Origin of the sequence: Actinomadura nitritigenes, from assembly GCF_017573545.1 — a bacterium.
Taxonomy (GTDB): domain Bacteria; phylum Actinomycetota; class Actinomycetes; order Streptosporangiales; family Streptosporangiaceae; genus Spirillospora; species Spirillospora nitritigenes.
The window spans coordinates 25,474-43,201 of record NZ_JAGEOK010000049.1 but is presented as its reverse complement, the minus strand read 5'-3'; the positions used below and the strand labels follow the sequence as shown (position 1 = coordinate 43,201).

The window sequence follows — 17,728 nt, the reverse complement described above, 5'->3', positions numbered from 1 at the left end:
GACGGCTCCCTCGTTCCCGGGCGGGGTGCCCGGTGACGACCACAGTGCGGCTTTCCCAAAGGTGAAGGTCAAGCGCACGCCGGACACGGCGACGATTCCGTGAGCGGGTCACAACGTTCGTCTGCACGAATGTCCGACGTCGTGTGCACGCGCTGTTCGTCCGGGGTCATGCAGACCGGATCATCGATGCGAGCTCTTTGAGCTCGCCGATTCGCAGCAGGTGCGCGGTGAGGGCGTAGAGCCCGGCTCCGATCGCCGCGGCCGCGCTGATGATGGCGAGTGCGCCGATCGTCCCCGTGCCCAGGGCCGGGCCGAGCGCCTGGGTGATGAGGGCTGCACCGGCAGCGGCGATGGCGGCGGCGGTCAGTGTCCGGGTGTGCGTTTTCAGGAGCCGGTGCCCGTCGACGCGGCCGAGTCGGCGGCGGAGCAGCTGTGCGGTGGCGGCCAGGCCGAGGGCGTAAGCGAGGCCGGTGCACCCGGCCAGGGCGATCACCAGGTCCGGACCGTGGAAGAAGTGGGCGGCGGTGAGGCCGGCCGCGATGGTGGCGGCCGACACGGCAGCACTGACGAGGGCGGGAGTACGGGTGTCTCCGAGGGCGTAGAAGACGCGCAGCATGATCTGGTAGCCGGCGAACGGGATCAGGGCCAGGCCGTAGGCGGCCAGGACCGATCCGGTGAGGTGGGCCGCGGCCGGTGCGGCGTTGCCGTGGTCGAACAGGACGCCGGTCAGCAGCGGACCGAGCACGATCAGGGCAGCGGCGACGGGAGCCATGGCCACGCTGGTCAGGCGAAGGCTGCGGGACAGGTCGGCGGTGATACCGGCGAGGTCGCGGTCGGCGGCCGCCCGGCTCATCCGCGGCAGAACGCCGGTGATGACGGTGACCGCGATGACGGCGTACGGCAACTGGAACAGGGTGTAGGCGTTCGAGTAGACGGCGATGGCGCCTTGTCCGGCCTGGGAGGCCAGGCGGGCGCTGACGATGAACACCACCTGGGCGGCCGCCACCGAGGCGATGGTCCAACCCGCCATGGCGGCGATCCCCCGGACGGCGATGCCGCGCGGGTCGGCGTGCAGGCGGAGCCGGAACCCGGCCTGCCGGCTGGTCACGGCCAGCACCGCCATCTGCGCGGCGACGCCGCCGCTGGTGCCGATCGACAGCAGCAGCATCTGACCCGTGGTGAGCCTCTCCAGATGCCCGGTGCCTCCGATCGTGAGGAAGACCAGGGCGGTCGCGGTGACGATGAGGTTGTTGGCGACCGGAGCCCACATCGGTGCGACGAAGCGCGAGCGTGCGTTCAATACCGCGGCCAGGGTGGCGCCCACCCCATAGAAGAGGATCTGGGGCATGAAGAACCGCGTGAACACGATCGCCAGATGCCGCTCGGGCGGAGTGAACCCGGGGACGTACACCTGCACGATGAGCGGGGCGGCGATGACGGTCACGACGACCACCAGACCCAGGCCGTAGACCACCAGGGACAGCAGCCGCTGCGCGAACAGGTCGGCGTCGACGCCGTCGTTCGCGGCGGCGCGGACCAGCAGCGGCACGACCACCCCGGCCACCGCCCCGCCCATCACCAGCTCATAGATCGCGTTCGGGGTGACGTTGGCCGCGGTGTAGGCGTCCAGCAGCCGCGTCCCCATCCCGAGCGCGGCGACCAGGACCATCGTGCGGACGAACCCGGTGACCCGCGACACCATGGTGGCGATCGCCATCGCCCGCCCGGCCCGCATCAAGGGCGCGTCCGCCGTCATGAAGGCGCTCCCGTCGCAGTGGCGCCGGCGGCGATCGGCCAGCCCGCCATGAGCAGCGCCGCCGGCCACCCGCTGATCACGAATCCGGCGGCCATTCCGGCGAAGCCGAGCGTGTACCCCGCGGCTTGCAAGGGCCGGTCCGAGAGCGGGACGACCCCGCGCCGGCGCAGCACCACCGTGTCCATCAGTCCTCCCCGACTGGGCGCCATCGTCGCCCGCAAGGTAGACGCCTCTCGCAGCACAACAGTTGCCGCGCAGGTCAAGCCGCATGTTCGCACTCGTTGGGAGTGCGCCCCGACGCTGCCTTCTTCGGCTGGGCGATCTGGTTCCGGTGCTGATCGGCGGCGGCTTCAACGGGCGTGCGTTGGCGATGCCCTGGTGAGGCCGATGCTCGTTGCAAAAGGTCTCGAACTCGCGAAGGGCGGTGGAGCAGCTGCCGCTGGTGCCGTGCGGACGGTCCGGTGATCGTGGCCAAGGTCTACAGGATCGTGCGCCATCCAGCCCCGGCCCGGCGCCGGACTCGTTAGATCATGCCTCCGGCGGCGTTGATGGTCTGGCCGGTGATCCAGCGGGCGGCGTCGGAGGCCAGGAACGCGACGACGTCGGCGATGTCGGCTGGTTCGCCCAGGCGGCCCAGCGGCGTGCGGGCCTTGGCGTCGTCAATGACGTGCGGGGGCACGGTGGCGATGACGTCGGTGCGGGTCAGGCCGGGCAGGACGCTGTTGACCGTGACGGACCTGGCGCCCACCTCCCAGGCCAGCGTACGGGCGAGCTGGTCACCGGCGGCCTTGCCGGCGGCAAGCAGCGCCATACCGGGCAGCGGCGACACGGTCAGCGCGGAAGAGATCAAGATGATCCGGCCGTGGTCGCTGATCCGCTGTGCGGCCTCGCGCAGGGCGACGAACGTGGACCGCACGTTGGCGTGCAGGTACTGGTCGAAGTCGTCATCGGTGGCGCGGGCCAGCGGCCCAGCGGTCGCCGTGGCCGCGTTGTTCACCCACACATCCACCCGGCCGTACTGGCTCTCGGCCGCATCGAACAACTCGGTGACCGCCTCGGGGCGGGTGATGTCAGTGCGGACCGCGGTGGCCTGCCCGCCCGCGTCCTTGATCTGGTCCACCGCCTGCGCGGCCGTCTCCTGGTCGCGGGAGCCGATGACGACGCGCATTCCTGCCGCGGCGAGCCGGTCGCTGATCGCTCGTCCGATACCACGCGATCCGCCGGTGACGACCGCGACCCGATCCTCGATACGCATAGCCCCTCAATTGGTCGATCCTATGGATAGTCCACAGCATCGACTAGTTGGTAGAGCCTGTCAACTGTCCAGGTAGTAGACTGCCCGCCATGGCCGCCGCATCCGATGACGAACTCGTCGAGACGCTGATCGGCGTCTTCATGGAGATCGACGGTCTGTTCAGCGCGGCGAGCCGCCGGCTGGGACTAACCCCCCAGCAAGCGCAGCTGCTGTGCTTCGCCCAACATCTGCAGCCGTCCTTCGGCGAGCTCGCGACCCTGCTGCACTGCGACAAGACCAACATCACCGGGCTGGTCGACCGGCTTCAGCGACGCGGCCTACTCACCCGCCAACCCGACCCCAACGACCGCCGGATCACCCACGTCCACCTCACCCCCCAGGGCGAGGCGGTCACCGGCCAGTTCCAGCAGGCCATCAACACCACCCTGACCGCAGGCTTCAGCTCCTGGCCCAGCACCCAGCGCGACAGCCTCGTCCACCTGCTCCAATCCGCCACAACAGCACTACGCCCCTGATCTCAGCGGCACCTCCGGCCCCAACACGCCACCAGTCCCCGCAAGACCGCTCACACCGGACCGCCACGGCACTGCGCGCCTCACCATGAAGCCGGAACCACCCCCCGATTTACACCGGACTCCGGACGCCACCGCGCCAAGCCTGTCGGTGCCCGGTCGTACGGATCGGCGGCCTCATTGATGTCGTCAGAGAGGCTCGTGATGACGCGGGCGTGGAGCCCGTCGCGTCACTTGCTCGGCTGGGGAAGCTTGCAGGAAGCGGTCGGGTTGAGACCGATGTAGTTGAGCGGGCCGGAGAACAACGTGATCCCGATCGTGGCGAAGTCGGCGCAGCTGCCGTCGAAACGCGCGTAGTAGTGGCGCTGTCCCGCGGCGAGAGCTCCGATGATCAGCCAGGCGACGAGCATCCACCGTCCGGACCGCATCGTTACCTCCGGTGACCGCGTCGCCGACCCTGGGGTACGACAGTAACGACAAGATCGTCCATAGTTAAGCAAGCCGGGCCAGGTGTGTCATCTCGCCGGCGTCTGGACACCGGATCACCCGGGTCGCGCCGCTTCAGAGAAGTGGACATTCAGCTCAAGCGCGGTGAGACATGACCAGATCGCGTCGCGCGGCAACGCGGCGATGGTCGCCGTCGCCGGATTGGGCGGCACCGTCGGCCACCGCTTCCAGGCAGCCGACGTCGCCGCAGCGGCAGACGGGGTTGCCTCCCTCGGGAATGGCGACGTGGGCGATCCGGCCACGGAGTCCCGACGACTGCGAGGCGGACGTTCCGTGCTCTGCCTTGTCGGCATGGCGCTCGCTCGGCTGTCGCGGCCACCCGCCTGCGCGGTCCGGGTCATGTTCCCGGCCGGGGTTCATGTGCCCAGGGCGCTGAGTTCGATGATGGTGCCGACGTTGTCGGTGACGAAGGCGATGCGCCGGCCGATTGCCGGTATGTCCATCGGACCGCCGATCAGCGGCACGTCGAGTTCGTGCAGCCGGGACAGTGCCGCGTCGAGATCTGCCACTGCCAGGCAGAAGTGATGCAGGCGCGACGTGTACATGCTCGTGAGGATGTCGTCGGACGGCGCCGCGCCCCGGTTCGACGCACCCGCGAGGAGTTCGATCTTGACGTCGCCTGCGGTGAGGAAGACGAACGTCGTGCCGTGGGCCTCGAACCGCCGTTCGACGGCGAGACCGAGGTTGCGCGTGTACCACGCGATGGTGGCGTCGAGGTCCTCTTGCGTAACGGTGATGCCCACATGGTCGTGGGAGAACGTGAAGGCCATGACCGCGAGAATCTCCGGTCGCCGGGCCTGCGACCAGAGAGAGGGATTCGTGGGAAAACCGTTGCCACCTTGGGGACGGCGCCGGGTGCGACAATCGGCTTCATGACCGCTGACGTCGCGAAACTCGGCCCGATGCTGCGCACCTGGCGCGGCCGTGTCTCGCCGGACACGGCGGGACTTCCCCGCGGCCGCAGGCGCCGGGTCACGGGACTGCGCCGGGAGGACCTCGCCGAACTCGCGGGGATCTCGGTCGACTACGTGGTCCGCCTGGAGCAGGGACGCCATGTGACCCCGTCGGCGCAGGTGACCGCGGCCCTGGCACGCGCTCTGCAACTCACCGACGCCGAGCGCGACCATCTCTACCGGCTGGCCGGGCTCGCCCCTCCGGCCGGCAGGGAGATCTCGGATCACATCCCGCCCGGCCTGCGCCGCATGCTGAACCGGCTCGGCGACTCCGCAGCCGCCGTGTTCGCCGCGGACTGGCAGCTCATCTGGTGGAACCGTTGCTGGGCGGCGCTGCTGGGCGACCCGTCCTCGACGCCGCCGGCACTGCGCAACTTCGCTCGCGACACCTTCCCGGCCGGCGGGACCGCCCCCGGCCTGTCGCACTGGCCGGTGACCTCGCTCGGCCGGCCGGAGGTCGAGGCTTCCGTCGTGTCGGACCTGCGCCGCGCCACGGGGCGGTTCCCGGACAGCGAGCGCCTGGCCGGCCTGATCCGCGACCTGACGAGGGACAGCCCGCGCTTCGCCGGACTGTGGGCCTCCGGCGCCGTCGGTGCGCACCGGGAAGACCACAAGATCGTTCAGCACCCGGCGACCGGGCCGATCGCGGTGGACTGCGACGTCCTGAGCGACGGCGACGCGGAGCGCAAGATCGTCGTTCTCACCGCGGCCCCCGATACCGAGGACGAAACCAGATTCCGCCTGGCGATGGTCTCGGGCATTTCCGGCCCCCGGCACGCCTGAGCGGAGCACATCGGAGAAATGGAGAAAAGGGGGGAAGGGCCGGCGAAAGAACGCCGACCCCTCCCCTGCGGGCCGGAGCCCGCGAGCACGTCGTTTCGGATCAGTGACCCGAGACCACCGAGCTGCCGGCGCAGGTGAACTCGCTGTTGGGGTTCTCGGAGCTGAGACCCAGGGCGCCGACGAGGCCGCCCTGCGAGTGGTTGATGTTGCTCTGGCAGTTCGGGACGACCGCGGTGGTGCCGCCGTCGTGGCCGCCGCCGTGGTTGAAGTTGAAGTTCTGGTTGTCGTTGTCGCTGTCGCCACCGACGAGAAGGGTGGACAGCACCGCGCGCTCCGGCAGGACCTCGCCGGCCAGCTTGTCCAGCTCGGTGTAGCTGAAGGACTTCATGTGTTTCCTTTTCTTCCTTGTCACGCCCGGATCCCCATTGCGGGCACCGGATGCCCCATCCCCACCTCGAACCAGGTGGGTGACTATACGTATAGCAGAGGTGACTCAGCGTTGCCAGGCGACAGGCGCGGCGGCGATTCCGGCGGACTCGTCCCGATGCATGACGACCATTTCCGTGCTGGGGCGGTACCGCGACGATCCGGCCGCGAGTCGGACTTGCCTCCCGCTCGGCCGATCCGTCCTTGATCGTTCGGCCGTTCACCACGGAACATCCGGCTTCGTCCCGCGCGCTCTTCGCGCCCCGGGCGGTCGTGGGCCGTTATCCTCGCTCTGGCGGTGGGATCCGATCTCCGCTTGTCCGTCCCTTGTGGGTGCCTGGCAGTAGTGCCGGGCACCCACGGACCGTTCAGCGGCCGACGTAGTGCGCGTCCCGCTTCTCCAGGAACGAGCGGACGCCCTCGCGGTGGTCTTCGGTGGCGAACAGCTCGCCCAGGGTGGTGCCGACCCATGCGCCCAGGTCGTTCCAGTCCGGATCCAGCGCGCGGCGCAGCCCCCGCTTGAGCGCGGCGACGGCCAGCGGCGGGTTCGCGGCGATCCGCGCCGCCAGCTCCACCGCCGACTCCAGCACGTCGTCATCGTCCACGACCCGGCTGACCAGGCCGATCCGTTCGGCTCTCGCGGCGTCGACGATCTCGCCGGTGAACAGCAGCTCGGCGGCGCGCTCGCGGCCGACCAGCTGGGCCAGCCGGGCGATCCCGGCGACGTCGCTGCACAGCCCGCGCTTGACGAACAGCTCGCCGAAGCGGGCGCGCCGCGCCGCCACCCGGATGTCGGCCATCAGCGCCAGTTCCATGCCCCATCCGACCGCGGAGCCGTTGACCGCCGCGATCACGGGGACGTCGGTCTCCAGCAGCGCTCCGGCCGCGGGGGTGAGGCGGGGTTCCGGCGGCGGGCCGTCGCCGGTCAGCAGCTCCCGGACGTCGTCACCGGAGCAGAACGAGGCTCCGGCGCCGGTCACCACCAGCGCGCGGGCGGTGGTGGACCGGACGAGGCCGGTCAGCTCCTCGTAGGTCCGGCGGCGCAGCGCGTTGTGCACTTCCGGGCGGTTGAGCGTGACGATGCCGACGTGCCCGTCGGCCTCGTACAGGACGTCTCGCGCCATTCCGACCTCCCACGGCACCGTGCCGGCCGTGCCGGATCCCTTAGAACGTTTGTTTAATAGACATACCCGACCGGCCGGGACGAGCCAAGAGGAGAGCGCCATGCAGGAGATCCGCTACGGGGTCGGTGACGGCGTCGCCACGCTGACCATCGACCGTCCGGCCAAGCGCGGCGCGATGACGTTCGCGATGCTGGAGGAGTTCTCCGCCCGCGTCGCGGAGGCCGGGGCCGACCCCGGCGTGGCGGTACTGGTCGTCACCGGCGTGCCGGGCAGCTTCTGCGCCGGCATCGACCTGGCGGACCTCGCCGCCCGCGCCCCGCGCGAGCGGGGCGGGCCCGGCCGGGACCGGCCCGACGAGCCGCCGCTGCTGGTCGGCTGCCCGAAGCCGGTCATCGCGGCCGTCGACGGCATGGCGGTCGGGATGGGCGCGGAGTTCGCCACCCAGGCCGACCTGCGGATCGTCTCGACCAGAGCGAAGTTCCGGTGGCCCTTCGTCCACCGCGGGCTGGTGGCCGACACCGGCGCCGGGACGTGGCTGCTCCCCCGCCAGATCGGGATCGGCCCGGCACTGCGGCTGCTCTACACCGGCGCCGACCTGGGTGCCGAGGAGGCCCTGGCGCTCGGCTTCGCCACGGCCGTCGTGGAGCCGGATGCGGTACCCGAGGCGACGCGGGAACTGGCCGACGCCATCACCAAGGGGTCGCCGTTCGCACTGGCGAGGATGAAGCGGCTGGTGATGGACGGCGCTTCCGCGAGCCTGCTCGACCACGTCGGCGCCACGCGGGCCGCGCTCGCCGAGTGCTTCGCGTCCGAGGACCACGCCGAGGGGGTCGCCGCGTTCCTGGAGCGCCGCGAGGCGCGCTTCACCGGACGGTGACGGCGGGCGGACCGTGAGCGCCCATGTGGTCGGGGGGCTGCGGGTGTGCTGAGCACGGCGTCGCTCAGACGCCGTTCGTCGCGGCGCCCCTGCCGAGCCGGCCTGCGGGCCGGTCCGGCGGGGCGCCGGGCGCCGGGTCACTGCGGGCGGCTCTGCCGCTCCGGGTCGCACAGCTTCCAGGCCCCGCCCTCTTTGCGCAGGTAGAGCGTTGCGGGCGGCTGCGAGGGGCGCGTCAGCCGCACCCGGGCCACGTCACCGGAGATCGTGATGTCGGAGGTCTTCACCGGCCGTTCGTAGCGGGAGCCGAGGCCGTGGTCGCTCGCGGAGGCCCCGGACTCGACCGCGCTCTGCTCCTCCTCGGCGCACATGAGGCCGAGCGCCGTGGCCGAGTCCTCCCGGTCGACCGCGTGCGCGAAGTCCGTCACCGCGCTGCTGACCCGCCTCTCATCCCGGTGCGTCCACCAGTGGACGCCGTAGGCGGCGGCTCCGGCGAACACCGCCAGCGCGGTGAATGCTCCGGCGAGCAGGGCGAACCGACGGCGCCGCCGGCCGCGCAGGGGCGAGGGCGGGAGCGGCGGGCCCGGGTTCTGGATCTGTTCGTCCATCGCGGATCAGCTCCTCTGGCTCTTGAGCAGCGCGTCGATGAGTTCCTGGAGTTCGGTTTCGGCCTTCTGCCGGAGTTGGCCCTGCTGTTGCCGCCACGCGGGCGAGGTGCCGGAGGTGAGCGCCGCGCTGCCCGAGCCCTTGGAGAGGTTCGCCGAGCCGGAGAGCCATTGGCCGTTGGCGGGCGAGTTCGCGACGATGTACATATTGCCCGGGGTCAGTTTCAGGAAGTCGCGCATGGAGACGAGCCGCCGCAGCGGGACGATGTGGTCCATGTGCGTGCTGTTGACCACCCGGCCGCTCGCAGGAGGGTAGGCGGGGTCGGGGCTTCCCGTCTTCGGCGCCTGCACTCCTTGCAGGTACGCGGTCTTGGGAAACGTGGGACGCGTCTGGTCGAGCGCCTTGTACACGCCGTAGACGGACGGCGGGAGTTCGGCGGGCCGCCGGTCCACCCGCTTGGTCATCCCGCTCTTCCCCTGCCCGTACTTGAAGTAGTCGTAGGTCTTGGCGTTCCAGCGCGTGGCGGCCCGCTTCTCCGCGTCGGTGACCTTCGCGAGCGCCGTCTCGATCTTGGTGACGGCGTCCGGCGACGGGCTCATGATGGTCGACTTCGGGTACCTGGCCTGCATCCGGTCGAGACTCCGCTCGCAGGCCATGAGCCGCGAGAGGGCGCGGTTCTGTTCGGTCCTCAAGGTGGCCGCCTCGGAGTCGTAGGCGGCGGCCGCCGCACTGTAGGGGCCGGTGTGGGGACGGGCGTTGTGCTCTCGGATGCGCGCCTGTATCGCCTGCAGTTCGGCGACCGGGCCGGCGCACAGTTCCTGGTAGGCGGGGTCGGCCAGCGCCTGCGACGACCCGGTGGCCGTCAGGAGGGCGGCCAGGGGGAGGGCGGCCAGGAGTCCGGCGATCCGCCGCGGAGTCCGCATCATGCTTCCTCGTCCTGTGGGGCAACCATACTCATATAGACGTCGATGTCTGTATGGAAGTTCGAGGCTCATGGCTAACGTCCGGTGACGTCGCCGTCCCGGAGCTTTGACCCGGAGCGTCCGCGCCGGATCAGGCGTGCGGTCGCCCCCTCGGCCGCCTCATCCCGGGACGCCGTCAGAGGTTGTGGCGGAGGAGGAGGTCCTCAGGGAAGGGGTCAAGGTAGGTCTGCTCGGCGATGTAGGCGAGATGCTCGCCCTGGGCGTGGTGCCGCAGCAGGGCCATGGGGACGCTCAGCGGCGCCCGCCCTTCCCGATAGGAGTCGATGGCGGTGAGGATGTCCTGGCGGCGCGCGGGGTCGAGGTCGTCGGTGATGAAGCCGAGGATGTGATGGAGGGCGTTGGTGTGGCGGCCTCGTCCCGGGCGGATCGCGAGTGTGGCGGTGAACGCGTGGCGGTAGTCGCGTTCCAGCTCGTCCCGCGGGCGCTCGCCCGCGCGGGCGACGATGCGTCCGGTCTCGCGGTAGCCCTCGGGGGCGTGGGCGAGCAGCTGGAACTTGTGCCGGCTGTGGAAGGCGACGAGGTCGCGCGGGCGCCAGTCGCCGGCGAAGAACTCGCGCAGCCGAGCCTGAGCGAACACCTGTTCGATGAAATGCTCGCGCAGCGCGGGATCATTGAGCCGGCCGTCCTCTTCGGTGGGCAGGTCGGGATAGGCCTCCAGGAGCAGCGCGGCGAACACGCCGCGGCCCTTCCGGTCGACCGGCTGCCCGTCGGTGCGCTCACCCGGCGCGCCGGCGGCGTACCGGGGCAGGTTGGACAGGCCGCAGCTGGGAGAACGTGACTTCAGGACGTACCCGTCGACGCCTTCCAGGTCGGGGAGCCGGTGCTCGGCCAGGGCGGTCATGGCCGCGGTGTGGTCGGACGCGCCGTCCTTGGTGACGATGTGCCCGTCGGTCCGCAGCCGCATCGCGGGCCGGGGCGCCGCGAGCCCGATCTCCATCTCCGGGCAGACCGGCACCCAGTCGACGTGCCGCGACAGCATCCCGGTGAGGAACCGGTTCCGGCTGTGGCCGCCGTTGTAGCGGACGGGCGCGCCGAGCAGGCAACTGGACACCGCCAGCCGCGGCCGGGGCTGCCCGCTGGTTGCAGTCACGCTGAGTGAGATGCCCGGGATGCGCTGGGGCAATCGCCTGACGCGGCGCCCGTCGGGCAGGGCGGTCACCGGCGCGTTCATCCGGGCCGCCCCGGGGAAGCACGCTCGTATGAACCGGGTACGACGGCAAGGGCGTTCGGCGGCCACGCGATGGAAGACCTACGGCGCCACGACCGCGGCGGTGACGACCGCCGCCGTCCTCGGTGCCACGGCGGTCGATGCCGACGACGGCTGGTACCGGTCGTTGTCCAAGCCGCCGTGGCAGCCGCCGTCGTGGGCCTTCGGCGCGGTGTGGACGCCGCTGTACGCCTCGATCGCCTGGGCCACCGGACGCGCCCTGCTCAGGGCGCGCGGGGCCGAACGCCGGGCCCTGGCCGCCAGCGTCGGGACGAACCTGGCCCTGAACGCCGCCTGGAACCATCTGTTCTTCGGGCTCCGCAGTCCGAGCGCGGGCGTGGCCGGGACGGTCCTGCTGGACGCGAGCAACGCCGAGCTGCTCCGGCGCGCCGCGCGCATCGACACCGCGGCGGCCCTCGCGCTGCTGCCGTACGCGGCCTGGTGCGGCTTCGCCACCGCGCTGAACATCGACATCGCCGTCCGCAACCGGCCGGGCGCGGCAACGGGCTGACGCGGCGGCCGAAGCTTTGCCGCGATTTCACGCAGGACGGCGACCCGACGCGGCCGCGAAGCCGAGGATTGCGGTGATGAGCACATCGATCATGCTGTTCACCCGTGACCTCCGGGTGCGCGACAATCCCGCGCTGGCGGCCGCGTGCCGGGCGGAGCGGGTCGTTCCAGTCTTCGTCTTCGACGACGCGCTGCTCGGCGGGCCGTTCGCCGCGCCCAACCGCGTCCGGTTCCTCCTCGAGAGCCTTGCCGACCTGCGCGAATCACTGCGGGAGTTGGGGGGCGACCTGGTGGTGCGGCGCGGCGACCCGGTCACGGAGGTCGCCCGGCTGGCCGAGCGGACGCGCGCGGCGGCGCTGTTCCTGGCCGACGAGCGGTCCGCCTACGCGGCGCGGCGCCTCGACGGGCTCCGCGGTCTCGGGCTCGAGGTGTCGGCGCATCCGGGCATCACCGTGGTCCCGCCCGGGGACCTCACTCCGGCGGGCGGCGACCACTACCGGGTGTTCACCCCGTACTGGAGGGCCTGGGACGCCGCCGGCCGCCGGCCGGTCGCGAAGACGCCGCGGAAGGTCGCGCTGCCGTCCGGGCTCCGGCCCGGGGCGCTCCCGGACATGGCCGGCCTGGTGTCCGGCACGCCGTCCCGCGACCTGGCGGACGGCGGCGAGCGGGCCGGCCGCCGCCGGATGGAGACCTGGCTGCGCGAGTCCGCCGCCGACTACGACCGCGTCCACGACGACCTCGCCGCCGACCGCACGTCCCGGCTCAGCCCGTACCTGAAGTTCGGCTGCGTCTCACCGCTGGAGGCGGCGAAGGCCGGCCCGGAGGGGTTCCGGCGCCAGCTCGCCTGGCGCGACTTCCACCACCAGGTCGCCGCCGCGTTCCCCGAGCTGGCCCGGGCCGACTACCGGCCCCGCGGGCGCCGCTGGAACCGGGACGAGGACGCCCTGGCCGCCTGGCGCGCGGGCATGACCGGCATCCCGATCGTCGACGCGGGGATGCGGCAGCTGCGCGCCGAGGGCTTCATGCACAACCGCGCCCGGCTGATCACCGCGTCGTTCCTGACCAGGAACCTCGACATCGACTGGCGGCGCGGACTGCGCCATTTCAACGACTGGCTGCTGGACGGCGACGTCGCCGACAACGCCGGGAACTGGCAGTGGGTGGCGGGGACCGGCAACAACACCCGTCCCGCCCAGGTCATGAAGCCGCTGCGCCAGGCACTGCGTTTCGACCGCGGCGGCGACTACGTCCGCAGGTACGTGCCCGAGCTCGCGGAGATCGAGGGGTCGCGCGTCCACCGCCCCTGGTCCCTGCCCGCCGACCGCCGGCGCGCGCTCGGCTACCCGCCGCCCATCGTCGATCCCGAATGACACCGGTCCTCAAGCGCGCGGTCGCCGGCCCATTGCCGGCGCGTTACCGTGCACGGCCGGATTCCGGAGACGGGCGGCCGCTTGCCGCCGGGACGAACGGAAAGATCACCGGACGGGGGGCCGACGGACGCCCCCGCCGATCGCCGGCCCCGGGCGGGCACGCCTGTTCGGCTCGATGCGGGGATGTGGAGTTGATGGTGCGGCCTGGGAACCGGGGGCGAGCGGGCACGGGGCGGGGAGCGGACGGGTTCGCGGTCGCCGGAGCCGGTTTCCTGGCGTCGATGGTCGCCGCGCAGGTGACGTCCGGGGTCGGTGCGGAGCCGGTGCGGTGGATCAACCCGGTGGTGGGCGCGCTCGCGGCGGCGGCCGGTTGCTTCGCCGCCTCGCGGCGGGGCGCCGCGCGGGCGGCCGGCGCGGTGGCGACGGGGATGGCGCTGGGCCACACCGTGGAACGGATCGGTGTGCGGACGGGGCTGCCGTTCGGGCGGTACACCTACACACCGGTGCTGCGGCCGCAGGTGGCCGGTGTTCCCGTGGCGGTCGCGGCGGCGTGGTCCGGAATGGGGCTGGCGGCGCATGCGGTCGCGGCCGTCCTGGTCCCGGGCCGGCGGCCGGTGCGGCGGATGGCGGTCGGGGCGCTGGCGCTGACCGCATGGGACGCGTTCCTGGATCCGCAGATGCTGCGGCACGACCTGTGGAGATGGGCGCGGCGCGGAACCTACCGGGGGGTGCCCGCGAGCAACTTCGCCGGCTGGCTGGGCGTGTCCGCGCTGCTGATGGCCGCGACCGAGGCGTGGGTCGGCGGGCCGGACGCCTCGGAGTGGCTCGTGGCGACGTACGGGCTCATGGCGGCGATGGAGACGCTGGCGTTCGCGGTGGTGTTCGAGCCGAGCGATCCGGTGGTGGCGGTGGCGGGCGGGACGGCGATGGGCGCGTTCGCGGTGCCCGCCGCGGTACTGGCCCTGCGGCGGCGGGCCGCCGGAACGGGCGCGGGCAGGCCCTGACGCGACGGGGCGTGGTCACACTCTTGTCCGGACCCGCGCCGCTCACTTCGAGCGCTTTCGCTTGCGCAGCGCCGAGCCCTTGTGGACGGCCTTCTTACCGCTCTTCTCACTCCGCACGGCGTACTGCGGTTCGTCGGGCGAGGCCGCGACGGTGCGGCCGCCCTCCTCGCGGCGGTCGGTGATCTTCTTCTCCACACGGCCCTCGGCCGTGGAGCCGTGGCTGCGCCAGGTGACCTCGTCACCGACGGCCGGCTCCTTCTTCTCGTCCCCCATGTGCGTCGCGGTACCCGGCCCCGGTCGGGCTATAGCCATGGGCGGCGTCATCGCCGGAAGAGCGGCCGGGGAGCGTCCGTCATTGGAACGGTGCCGCGCGGGCAAAATCCGGTTCAGGCGTGCTTGTCCAGGTCAGAGGGGGGTACGGGCGGACGACCTAAGGAGGGGACATGATCGGCGCACTGCACATGACGGATCGTGCGCGCGGCCCCCGTGGCGGGCGCTGATGGTGGAGAGGGGTCCGGTCGTCGTCATCGGGGCGGGCCTGGCCGGGCTGTCGGCGGCGATCCACCTCGCCGCGGGCGGCCGCGACGTCGTGGTGGTCGAGGCCCAGGACGAACCAGGCGGATGTTGCGGAACGGCGCACGCGGGACGGTACCGGTTCGACACGGGCCCTTCGGTGCTGACCATGCCGCAGGTACTGGCGGAGACGTTCGGCGCGGCGGGCGAGGACATGGAGAACCTGCTGCCGCTCCGGCGCCTGGACCCGTTCTACCGGCTGTCCTTCCACGACGGCTCACAACTGGACGTGGTGGCGGGCGCGCAGCGGATGGCCGACAACGTCCGCGCCCTGTGCGGGCCGGACGAGGCGGCCCGCTACCTGCGGTTCCGGCGGCGGCTCGCGGCGATGTTCGAGGCCGAATGGCCGACGTTCATCGACGCGGACATGACCCGGCTGCGGAGCATGGCCCGTCCCCTCGCGCTGCTCAGGCTCGCGGCGGCGGGCGGGTTCCGGCGCCTGGACCGGTTCGTTGCGAGCCAGTTGACCGACGAGCGGCTCGTCAGGGCGCACACGTTCCAGGCGCTGTACGTCGGGCTTCCTCCCGGCAAGGCGCTGGCCGTCTACGCGGTCGTCGCGCACATGGACACCATCGGCGGGGTGTACTTCCCCGCGGCCGGCGGGATGCACGCCGTCCCGCAGGCCCTCGCCGCCGTGGCCGAGAAGGCGGGCGCCGTGCTCAGGTACGGCGTGCGCGCCGAGCGGGTCGAGACGGACGCGTCCGGGGTGACGGCGGTACGGCTGGAGGGCGGCGAGCGGCTCGCCGCCGGGGCGGTCGTGGTCGCGTGCGACCTGGCGCGGGCCCACCGGGGGCTGCTGCCGGCCGCGGCGGGCGACTGGCGGCTGCGCCGGCCGCGGTACTCGCCGTCCTGCCTGGTCATGCACTTCGGACTCGACCACCGGGCGCCCGGCCGCGCGCACCACACGCTGCACTTCGGCCGGGAGTGGGCCGGAACCTTCTCCGCCCTGGCCGCCGGACGCCCGCAGCCCGACCCGAGCCTGCTGGTCACCTGCCCCGAGGCGGACGCCACCGCCGCGCCGCCCGGCCACTGCACGCTGAGCGTCCTGGAACCCGCGCCGAACACCGCGAGCGGAGCCGACTGGGACCGTCTCGCGCCGCGGCTGGAGCAGCGCCTGCTCGCCCGCCTGTCCGACCTGGGGTACGGCGACCTGTCGTCGGCCCCGCGGCGGACGTTCGATCCGCGGGTCTGGTCCCGCCTGGGCCATTCGGCCGGCACGCCCTTCGCGCTCGACCACCGGTTCTCCCAGACGGCCTGGTTCCGGCCCGCCGGCCGCAGCCGCCGCGTCCCCGGCCTGCACTTCGCCGGGATGTACACCGCGCCCGGTGTGGGCGTCCCACCGGCTCTGATCTCCGGACGGCTCGCCGCCGCCCGCATCCTGGAAGGCCGCCGATGACGCTGACCGCGAGCTATGAGCACTGCCGCCGTCTCAACGCCCGGCACGGCCGCTCGTTCTACCTGGCCACGCTGCTGCTGCCGGCGTGGAAGCGCAGACATGTGCACGCGCTGTACGGGTTCACCCGCCATGTGGACGACATCGTCGACGCGTCCGGCGAGCCGGCCGCGGACACCGGCGGCCGGGCGCGCGCGCTCGACGAGGTGACCCGGCGCCTGAGCGCGAGTCTGGCGGGCGAGACGGTCGAGGATCCGGTGCTGCCCGCCTTCGTGCACACCGTCCGCTCCTTCGGCATCGAGCGCACCGATCTCGACGCCTTCCTGCGGTCCATGCGCGCCGACCTCACCGTCACCCGGTACGGCACCTACGAGGACCTGCTGGTCTACATGGAGGGCTCGGGCGCCGCGATCGGGCTGATGATGCTTCCCGTCCTAGAGACGGTTCCCGGCGCGGGGCCACAGGCCCGCGAGGCCGCCCGCGAACTGGGGCGGGCGTTCCAGCTGACGAACTTCCTGCGGGACGTCGCGGAGGACCTGGCCCGAGGCCGCGTCTACCTGCCGCAGGAGGACCTCGCCAAGTTCGGGGTCACCGAGGACGACCTCCACCGCGGCGTCCCTGCACGGGCGCTGCGCGACCTGGTCGCCTTCGAGTCGGGCCGCGCCCGGGACCACTACCGCCGCGCCCTCGACGGCGTGGAACTGCTGGCACCGTCCTCCCGTCCCTGCATCCGCGCCGCGTACGAGTTGTACAGCGGCATCCTGGACGAGATCGCCGCGGCCGGGCACGACGTGCTGACCGCGCGGGCGCGGGTGCCGCGCCGCCGCCGGGCCACGATCTTCGCGCGGCACATGCTGGCCGCCTCCGCCGCCGGCCGCGCCGAACGGCGGCGGCCCCTCGAGGCGGCCTGAGATGGGCGGGGCGGCGCGTCCGGTGGTGCTCGACGCGATGAGCGGCGACCACGGACCGGCCGAGACGGTGCCGGGGGCCCTGGCGGCGCGCCGCGAGCACGGCGTCCCGGTCGTCCTGGTCGGGCGGGCGGATGACCTGCACCGCGAACTGCGGAGGCACGGCGGCGTCGGCGAGGTGGAGGTCCAGCACGCCGACGAGGTCGTGCCGATGGCCGAGCGCGGCGCGAACGCCGCCGCCCGGCGGGATTCGAGCCTCGCGGTCGGGTGCGCGCTCGCACACCGGCGGGGTGCCCCGTTCGTCTCGGCCGGGTCCACCGGAGCCGTGGTGACGTGCGCGGTCCGCACGTTCGGACGGCGGGAGGGCGTGCTGCGCCCGGCGCTGGCCGTGGCGCTGCCGACGCCGACCGGTTCCACCGTGCTGCTCGACGCCGGCGGGACCGCCGACCCGACTCCGCGGATGCTCGCGCAGTTCGCGCTGCTGGGCGCCTCGTACGCGCGCAATGTCCTCGGCGTGCCCGACCCGTCGGTGGGGCTGCTGTCCATCGGCGCCGAGCCGGGGAAGGGCAACCGGCTCGTCCGGGAGGCCGCCGCGCTGCTGCCGGGCCTGCCCCTCCGCTTCCACGGCAACGTGGAAGGGCACGATGTGCTCGGCGGAGCGGTCGACGTGGTCGTGACGGACGGCTTCACCGGCAACGTCGTGCTGAAGAACATCGAGGGCTGCGTCCGGACGACCCTGGAGATGGTCGCCGAAGCCGGCATCGCCCCGCCCGCCCGGCTGGCGGAGGTCGCACGCCTCTACACCGCGGACACGCACGGTGGTGCCGCCCTGCTGGGGCTGGCCGGCACGGTCGTCGTGGGCCACGGCTCTTCGCGATCCACCGCCTTGGCCCGGGCCTGCGTGGTCGCGTCCGAGCTGGCCGCGGAGGGCGCGCCCGTGCCCGTGGACGGCCGTGCTTCCGTGGGGCCGGTCGCGTGAGGCGC

At 72.5% G+C, this 17,728-nt stretch carries 20 protein-coding genes; 9 read left to right on the top strand and 11 right to left on the bottom strand.

The annotated features are described in order from the left end of the window. Nucleotides 1-166: 166 nt before the first annotated feature. From murJ to J4557_RS44665, 3 genes are all read right to left on the bottom strand, one after another. A complete protein-coding gene (gene murJ / locus J4557_RS44675; RefSeq protein ID WP_208273256.1) occupies nucleotides 167-1,756 on the bottom strand; it encodes a murein biosynthesis integral membrane protein MurJ in 1,590 nt (529 codons plus the stop codon). After that, on the bottom strand, nucleotides 1,753-1,941 hold the full coding sequence (locus tag J4557_RS44670; RefSeq protein ID WP_208273254.1) for a hypothetical protein: 189 nt from the start codon (nucleotides 1,939-1,941) through the stop codon (nucleotides 1,753-1,755). The genes murJ and J4557_RS44670 overlap by 4 nt, the downstream gene beginning before the upstream one ends. A gap of 338 nt (nucleotides 1,942-2,279) precedes the next feature. Beyond that, entirely contained in the window at nucleotides 2,280-3,011 is a 732-nt protein-coding gene (locus J4557_RS44665; RefSeq protein WP_243777352.1) for an SDR family NAD(P)-dependent oxidoreductase, read from the bottom strand. Between the two features lie 89 nt (nucleotides 3,012-3,100). Here J4557_RS44665 and J4557_RS44660 point away from each other — a divergent pair, with 89 nt between their 5' ends. Continuing rightward, entirely contained in the window at nucleotides 3,101-3,526 is a 426-nt protein-coding gene (locus J4557_RS44660; RefSeq protein WP_208273252.1) for a MarR family winged helix-turn-helix transcriptional regulator, read from the top strand. A 227-nt stretch (nucleotides 3,527-3,753) separates the two neighbouring features. Here the strand turns inward: J4557_RS44660 and J4557_RS44655 are convergent, their stop codons facing one another. Further along, a complete protein-coding gene (locus J4557_RS44655) occupies nucleotides 3,754-3,951 on the bottom strand; it encodes a hypothetical protein (protein WP_208273250.1) in 198 nt (65 codons plus the stop codon). Between the two features lie 435 nt (nucleotides 3,952-4,386). Further along, nucleotides 4,387-4,800: a VOC family protein gene (locus J4557_RS44650; protein ID WP_208273248.1), complete on the bottom strand. Its 414-nt coding sequence runs from the start codon at nucleotides 4,798-4,800 to the stop codon at nucleotides 4,387-4,389. A 102-nt stretch (nucleotides 4,801-4,902) separates the two neighbouring features. Between J4557_RS44650 and J4557_RS44645 the strand changes: the two genes are divergently transcribed. Then, nucleotides 4,903-5,766, top strand: coding sequence for a helix-turn-helix transcriptional regulator (locus J4557_RS44645; protein ID WP_208273246.1), 864 nt, complete (start codon nucleotides 4,903-4,905; stop codon nucleotides 5,764-5,766). A gap of 100 nt (nucleotides 5,767-5,866) precedes the next feature. Here J4557_RS44645 and J4557_RS44640 read toward each other — a convergent pair whose 3' ends face one another. After that, entirely contained in the window at nucleotides 5,867-6,154 is a 288-nt protein-coding gene (locus J4557_RS44640) for a hypothetical protein (protein WP_208273245.1), read from the bottom strand. A 406-nt stretch (nucleotides 6,155-6,560) separates the two neighbouring features. Further along, complete coding sequence (locus J4557_RS44635) at nucleotides 6,561-7,316, bottom strand: enoyl-CoA hydratase/isomerase family protein (RefSeq protein WP_208273243.1); 756 nt, start codon at nucleotides 7,314-7,316, stop codon at nucleotides 6,561-6,563. 100 nt (nucleotides 7,317-7,416) lie between these two features. On the opposite strand from J4557_RS44635, the gene J4557_RS44630 reads away from it, so the two are divergent. Then, on the top strand, nucleotides 7,417-8,193 hold the full coding sequence (locus J4557_RS44630; protein WP_208273241.1) for an enoyl-CoA hydratase/isomerase family protein: 777 nt from the start codon (nucleotides 7,417-7,419) through the stop codon (nucleotides 8,191-8,193). Between the two features lie 137 nt (nucleotides 8,194-8,330). Here J4557_RS44630 and J4557_RS44625 read toward each other — a convergent pair whose 3' ends face one another. From J4557_RS44625 to J4557_RS44615, 3 genes are all read right to left on the bottom strand, one after another. After that, the gene (locus tag J4557_RS44625) at nucleotides 8,331-8,798 is read right to left on the bottom strand and encodes an Rv0361 family membrane protein (protein ID WP_208273239.1); all 468 of its coding nucleotides are present in this window, start codon (nucleotides 8,796-8,798) and stop codon (nucleotides 8,331-8,333) included. A 6-nt stretch (nucleotides 8,799-8,804) separates the two neighbouring features. After that, the gene (locus J4557_RS44620; protein WP_208273237.1) at nucleotides 8,805-9,722 is read right to left on the bottom strand and encodes a hypothetical protein; all 918 of its coding nucleotides are present in this window, start codon (nucleotides 9,720-9,722) and stop codon (nucleotides 8,805-8,807) included. Nucleotides 9,723-9,894: 172 nt separating this feature from the next. Further along, entirely contained in the window at nucleotides 9,895-10,869 is a 975-nt protein-coding gene (locus J4557_RS44615) for a YbgA family protein (RefSeq protein WP_307800568.1), read from the bottom strand. Nucleotides 10,870-10,978: 109 nt separating this feature from the next. Between J4557_RS44615 and J4557_RS44610 the strand changes: the two genes are divergently transcribed. The 3 genes from J4557_RS44610 to J4557_RS44600 all read left to right on the top strand — a co-directional run bounded on the left by J4557_RS44610 (nucleotide 10,979) and on the right by J4557_RS44600 (nucleotide 13,870). Then, nucleotides 10,979-11,497 carry a TspO/MBR family protein gene (locus J4557_RS44610; RefSeq protein ID WP_208273233.1) on the top strand — a complete coding sequence of 173 codons (519 nt, stop codon included), beginning with the start codon at nucleotides 10,979-10,981 and terminating at the stop codon, nucleotides 11,495-11,497. 76 nt (nucleotides 11,498-11,573) lie between these two features. Next, nucleotides 11,574-12,866: a cryptochrome/photolyase family protein gene (locus J4557_RS44605; protein ID WP_208273231.1), complete on the top strand. Its 1,293-nt coding sequence runs from the start codon at nucleotides 11,574-11,576 to the stop codon at nucleotides 12,864-12,866. A gap of 281 nt (nucleotides 12,867-13,147) precedes the next feature. Continuing rightward, the gene (locus tag J4557_RS44600) at nucleotides 13,148-13,870 is read left to right on the top strand and encodes a carotenoid biosynthesis protein (RefSeq protein ID WP_208273229.1); all 723 of its coding nucleotides are present in this window, start codon (nucleotides 13,148-13,150) and stop codon (nucleotides 13,868-13,870) included. A 42-nt stretch (nucleotides 13,871-13,912) separates the two neighbouring features. Here J4557_RS44600 and J4557_RS44595 read toward each other — a convergent pair whose 3' ends face one another. Beyond that, nucleotides 13,913-14,143, bottom strand: coding sequence for a hypervirulence associated TUDOR domain-containing protein (locus tag J4557_RS44595; RefSeq protein ID WP_208273227.1), 231 nt, complete (start codon nucleotides 14,141-14,143; stop codon nucleotides 13,913-13,915). A gap of 226 nt (nucleotides 14,144-14,369) precedes the next feature. Between J4557_RS44595 and J4557_RS44590 the strand changes: the two genes are divergently transcribed. Genes J4557_RS44590 through J4557_RS44580 form a run of 3 tightly spaced genes read left to right on the top strand, consistent with a single transcriptional unit; the run spans nucleotide 14,370 to nucleotide 17,723 of the window. Further along, entirely contained in the window at nucleotides 14,370-15,839 is a 1,470-nt protein-coding gene (locus J4557_RS44590; RefSeq protein WP_208273225.1) for a phytoene desaturase family protein, read from the top strand. Beyond that, nucleotides 15,836-16,747, top strand: coding sequence for a phytoene/squalene synthase family protein (locus tag J4557_RS44585; protein WP_208273223.1), 912 nt, complete (start codon nucleotides 15,836-15,838; stop codon nucleotides 16,745-16,747). The genes J4557_RS44590 and J4557_RS44585 overlap by 4 nt, the downstream gene beginning before the upstream one ends. 1 nt (nucleotide 16,748) lies before the next feature. Next, entirely contained in the window at nucleotides 16,749-17,723 is a 975-nt protein-coding gene (locus J4557_RS44580; RefSeq protein WP_208273221.1) for a phosphate acyltransferase, read from the top strand. The last annotated feature ends 5 nt before the right edge of the window (nucleotides 17,724-17,728 follow it).